Genomic DNA, 2,529 nt, shown 5'->3' with positions numbered 1-2,529 from the left:
TGACGAACAGATGGCTTGCCGAGAGTCGGCAGAGTATTGGCACGTAGCAGCGCGGCGCGGCGTTGAGCAGATGCCGGTGAAACTCGCGCGTTCACAATCAGGCTGCGACGGACTACAGTCGGCCAGAAGCGGACTTCAACCAAATTGATCTAAAGATGCTCAAAGAACACTTTCCCGAATGGGACTACAGCGCCCCTGCGTCCGCAGAAGCAATTGCAGATGCTGAGATCGAGCTCGGGGTACGGTTCCCCGATGAGCTTCGGGCGCTGTACCTCGAAGCCAACGGTGTAAGGGAGAGCGAGGGCAATGCGGCCTACTTGCTGCCCCTGTCCGACTTAGTCAGCACCACGAAGTCGGAGTGGGCCGAGTGGGAGGGGTTTCGACCAGAGTTCGACCTCAAGCCGTTCATCTTTTTCGGTCTTTCAACTGGCGATGAGGCGTGGGGAATCGACTGGAAGCAGCCGGGTCGGGTAATTGCGTTCCACCATCACATGGAAGGCGCCTACGAGGTTGTCGGCACAAACATTGCCGCCGTCTATCTCTCGGATTTCACCCAGTTCAAAGAAAAGTTCGCGTCATCTTGAGTGACTGATTTCTGTCCGCGGGAACGTCTGCAACGGGCCCTAAGCGGCTGTAAGCATTGCTCCAAAGCGGCCACTTAGAAAACATCCGGCCCGGCTTTGGCTTGCTTCTGCGATCTCGTGCGTGCTCCCCTTATGACAGCAGGATCTGGCGCGAAGATCTCAACTCATAGAAGCGACTCGAACTACCTTCTACCTGCGCCCGCATTTGAACCTTTGCCGATAGTTCATACGTCCCACTGATTAGTTCACTCGGTCCATCCTGATCCTCCAGCACATCGGCGGCCAGAACCAGTTCCCTTCCCGGCGGGACGACGAACTCTGCACCGGGAAGGAAGCTGGAAATGTTCTGGGTGTACCCCGCGCAAATACTGTCGTCGTCACTATTGACGAGAAGACATGCCGTGACATGGATAGGGCCATGCAGCACAACTGCCTTTTCGAATTTCAATTGATAAAGAAACGGCAGTGACAACCCGCCCGACGTGTATGAAAAATCCGGCAAAAGCGCGATCGACAGTTTCATGATTCGATTGTTGGCACCAGACCAGATACTCAATCGCTGCAGCAGCGAAGGACTGCTCTTGGCCGGATTCTGCCTCGGTCTCGAGTGACCGCTCTTGGCCGACTGTAGCCGGTTGCGACCGGCGGAGCTTTGGGCCCAGGCCGGAAGTAGCCGCGACTCGACGAAACGCCGCCAAGCCGGCATTAGTTCGGACTGAGGCCGGTGACGAACGCTATCCTCTCACTCCCAACCGAGGAGCTACTGACATGGGTGCTAGCAAGATTCGCTTTAACGATGTTCGCTATCGACAGGGATTCTTGGACGTCACCTATATTCACCCTGGTCACATCAACATCGAGACCTGGGAAATTCATCCTGATCTCGACATCTCCGAAAAGCAATTCGACGACAAAGCGATCACCGACGAGTGTGTAGTGGCGAACACGGAGATCGAATTGAGCGTCGAGCAGGCAAAGGCATTGGTTGCAAGCCTTGAAGCCGCTATCGCGAATGCCTTAGAAAGCGGACGTGGTTGAGCGGCAGGTAGTGGCCGACTGTAGCGGCATGAGCGGCTGAAAGCTGGCACCGCTATTGTTTTTCCGGCTTCCGTCTGGCTTTCAGTTCAGATATTTCCTTCTCGACGAGTGCGACGAGTTCCGGTGTTTCCTCAAACGATTCGGCACTAACAATCTTGGACATGGCGTCGATGGCCAACTCCAAATCCTCATCGTAGTTGTGAATTGGCCATACGTAGACACGACCGAGCATGACGAATAGAGCGCCAGCAGCACGCACGATTTCTGGTTCGTCACTTGCATCGGCCTTGATTCCCTCAAGCCACCTGTCCCGCAACCTAGTCGAATCCATGAGGTTGCCAAACCAATCTGCAGCGGCATCATTGTCCCAAGGTTCAAAAGCCCACATTCCCATACGCTTCCTCCATTAGTACGCGACGACAGGTAGCTTCCAAACCGAATTTTGGCCGACGCGCCGACCGACCGGTTTTGGCCGACTGTAGTCCGTCGCAGCCTGATTGTGAACGCGCGAGTTTCGCCGGCATCTGCTCAACGCCGCGCCGCGCTGCTACGTGCCAATACTCTGCCTACTCTCGGCAAGCCATCTGTTCGTCACCGCTGGTACAAGCTCGGTCGCCTTGCCCCGCAGAAATGTGTATCCGTAAGGCGGCTTTGTGACGTCGAATGCAACCAATACCTTCTCTGCCCTGCCACGTGCGGCTTTCACCAGAGCGGCGACAGGAAATACAGACAGTGAGGTTCCGATTACGAGCACCCGTCCTGCGCTCGCGATATGGCGTTTCGCCTCAGCCAGGAATTCGACCTCTTCTCCGAACCAGACCACATCGGGCCGAAGCTGCGTTCCATCTTCGCAAAGCTGCCCCATCGAGATAGGTGTGCCGCCAATCTTGTAGCGTCTTCGCGCGGC

General features: G+C 56.0%; 5 protein-coding genes. 2 read left to right on the top strand and 3 right to left on the bottom strand.

Going from position 1 to position 2,529, the window contains the following annotated elements:
* Positions 1-155: 155 nt before the first annotated feature.
* Positions 156-584, top strand: coding sequence for an SMI1/KNR4 family protein (locus ACSFA7_RS33550; protein ID WP_435503359.1), 429 nt, complete (start codon positions 156-158; stop codon positions 582-584).
* A gap of 130 nt (positions 585-714) precedes the next feature.
* Here the strand turns inward: ACSFA7_RS33550 and ACSFA7_RS33545 are convergent, their stop codons facing one another.
* Complete coding sequence (locus tag ACSFA7_RS33545) at positions 715-1,107, bottom strand: hypothetical protein (protein ID WP_435503358.1); 393 nt, start codon at positions 1,105-1,107, stop codon at positions 715-717.
* Positions 1,108-1,352: 245 nt separating this feature from the next.
* Here ACSFA7_RS33545 and ACSFA7_RS33540 point away from each other — a divergent pair, with 245 nt between their 5' ends.
* On the top strand, positions 1,353-1,622 hold the full coding sequence (locus ACSFA7_RS33540) for a hypothetical protein (RefSeq protein WP_435503357.1): 270 nt from the start codon (positions 1,353-1,355) through the stop codon (positions 1,620-1,622).
* 52 nt (positions 1,623-1,674) lie between these two features.
* On the opposite strand, the gene ACSFA7_RS33535 is transcribed toward ACSFA7_RS33540, so the two are convergent.
* Positions 1,675-2,016 (bottom strand): hypothetical protein, encoded by a 342-nt coding sequence (locus tag ACSFA7_RS33535; protein ID WP_435503356.1) that lies wholly within the window; start codon positions 2,014-2,016, stop codon positions 1,675-1,677.
* 153 nt (positions 2,017-2,169) lie between these two features.
* Positions 2,170-2,529, bottom strand: a 360-nt coding sequence (locus ACSFA7_RS33530; protein WP_435503355.1) for a Sir2 family NAD-dependent protein deacetylase, incomplete at its 5' end; no start/stop codon positions are given.

Origin of the sequence: Variovorax trehalosi (assembly GCF_051216415.1) — a bacterium.
GTDB lineage: Bacteria > Pseudomonadota > Gammaproteobacteria > Burkholderiales > Burkholderiaceae_C > Variovorax.
Note: the sequence above shows the minus strand (reverse complement) of the source record. Positions and strands in the feature narration are given on the sequence as shown.

Bases quoted from the DNA above. Each gene is read 5' to 3' on its own strand.
- ACSFA7_RS33550 (WP_435503359.1), top strand. From the start codon at position 156: ATGCTCAAAGAACACTTTCCCGAATGGGACTACAGCGCCCCTGCGTCC.
- ACSFA7_RS33545 (WP_435503358.1), bottom strand. From the start codon at position 1,107: ATGAAACTGTCGATCGCGCTTTTGCCGGATTTTTCATACACGTCGGGC.
- ACSFA7_RS33540 (WP_435503357.1), top strand. From the start codon at position 1,353: ATGGGTGCTAGCAAGATTCGCTTTAACGATGTTCGCTATCGACAGGGA.
- ACSFA7_RS33535 (WP_435503356.1), bottom strand. From the start codon at position 2,016: ATGGGAATGTGGGCTTTTGAACCTTGGGACAATGATGCCGCTGCAGAT.